A 1700-nucleotide genomic window follows, 5' to 3' on the forward strand; every position below is an offset into this window, starting at 1 on the left:
ATGTAGGACAGTCCGCGGTGGGGCTCCCCGACCAGGAAGCCGACGGCACCGGGGGCCCCGCCGGGCCGGGAGGCGCCCTCACCGAAGTTCAGCAGCGTGTTCGTCGTCCCTCGATATCCCATCTTGTGATTGAGGCCTGCCAGGGCGACGTCGTTGCGCTCGCCGAGCGTCCCGTCGGTCCCCACCAGGACCTTGGGGACGATGAAGAGAGAGTCCCTTCACCCCGGGCGGGCCGCCGGGGATCCTGGCCAGGACCAGGTGGACGATGTTCTCCGTCAGTTCGTGGTCGCCACCGGAGATCCACATCTTGCTGCCGAACAGGCGGTAGGTGCCGTCGTCGGCCTGTACCGCGCGGGTGCGCACATCAGCCAGCGAGGAGCCCGCCTGTGGCTCCGACAGGCACATGGTCCCGGAGAAGCGGCCCTCGACCATCGGGCGGACATAGGTGTCGATCTGCCCGGGGGTGCCGTGGGCCAGCAGCAGGTTGGCGTTGCCGATGGTGAGGAAGGGGTAGGCAGCCGTTCCCACGTTGGCTGCCTGGAACCAGGCGAAGCAGGCGTTGGCCACCACGCTGGGCAACTGCATGCCGCCCACCTCGTGGTCCATGCCCCCGCCGATCAGCCCGGCGCTGGCAAAGACCTTCAGGGCCTCTTTGACTTCGGGGATGATGTGCACCCGCTCGCCGTCGAAGCGCGGCTCCTGGGTGTCGTTCTTCTTGTTGTGCGGGGCGAAGTGCCGGGCGGCGATCGTCTCGCTGAGGTCCAGTACCGCGTCGAAGGTTTCGCGCGAGTGGTCGGCGAAGCGGGGGCGTGCGGTCAGGGATTCAACGTCGAGCCACTCGTGCAGCAGGAAGTCGAGGTCTCGGCGGGAGAGCAGGAGGGAGGCCATGGTCCTCTTCTTCTCGGGTCCGGGTTGCTTGTGCGAGGGGGAGGGGAGCTTTCGCCGGGCGGTCATACCGTGGTGCCGAGGCCGCCGTCGACGGGGATGACGGCGCCGGTGACGTAGGCGCCCGCACGGCTGGCCAGATAGACGGCGACGCCCGCCATGTCGTCCGGGCGCCCGATCCGGCGCAGCGGAGCCGCCTCCGCGATCGCCTCGCCCATGGTGTCCAGGGTCGCGGCCATCATCTTCGACTCGAAGGGGCCGGGCGCGATGGCGTTCACCGTGATGCCCTGTGGCCCGAGCTCCTTGGCCAGCACGCGGGTCAGGTGGTGCAGGCCCGCCTTGCTGGCCGCGTAGGAGTAGGCCGAGACGGGGCTGACGTGCAGCCCGTCGATGGATCCGACGTTGATGATCCGCGCAGGGTCTTCCGCCGACCCCCCGGCGCGCAGCTTCGGCAGGAGGGCTTGGGTGAGTAGGAAGGGGCTGCGCAGGTTGAGGTTCATGACCTTGTCCCAGCCGCTGACCGGGAACTCGTCCAGGGGCGCGCCCCAGGTCGCGCCCGCGTTGTTCACCAGGATGTGCAGCCGCTCCTCCCGCTCGCCGATGTCTGCGGCGAGTCGCTGGCACTCCTCCTCGCGCGACAGGTCGGCGGGCAGCGCAACCGCCTGGCCGGGACCGGCAAGCCCGCGCACGGCCTCCTCGCAGGCTTCCGCCTTGCGGGAGCTGACGTAGACCTTGGCTCCCGCTTCGACCAAACCCCGCGCGATCAACATGCCCAAGCCGCGGGCAACCCCCCTCACCACGGCGGTCTATCCCGA

Annotated in this window: 2 protein-coding genes; both read right to left on the reverse strand. The window is 69.5% G+C overall.

All coding sequences use genetic code 11. The features are described 5' to 3' along the window. Window positions 1–78 precede the first annotated feature (78 nt). A complete protein-coding gene (locus tag ACFW2E_RS46410; RefSeq protein WP_384478087.1) occupies window positions 79–888 on the reverse strand; it encodes an acyl-CoA dehydrogenase family protein in 810 nt (269 codons plus the stop codon). A gap of 62 nt (window positions 889–950) precedes the next feature. Beyond that, window positions 951–1685, reverse strand: coding sequence for an SDR family oxidoreductase (locus ACFW2E_RS46415; protein ID WP_384478090.1), 735 nt, complete (start codon window positions 1683–1685; stop codon window positions 951–953). Window positions 1686–1700 lie beyond the last annotated feature (15 nt).

This window comes from Streptomyces sp. NPDC058964 (assembly GCF_042741275.1).
In the GTDB taxonomy this organism is placed as follows: domain Bacteria; phylum Actinomycetota; class Actinomycetes; order Streptomycetales; family Streptomycetaceae; genus Streptomyces.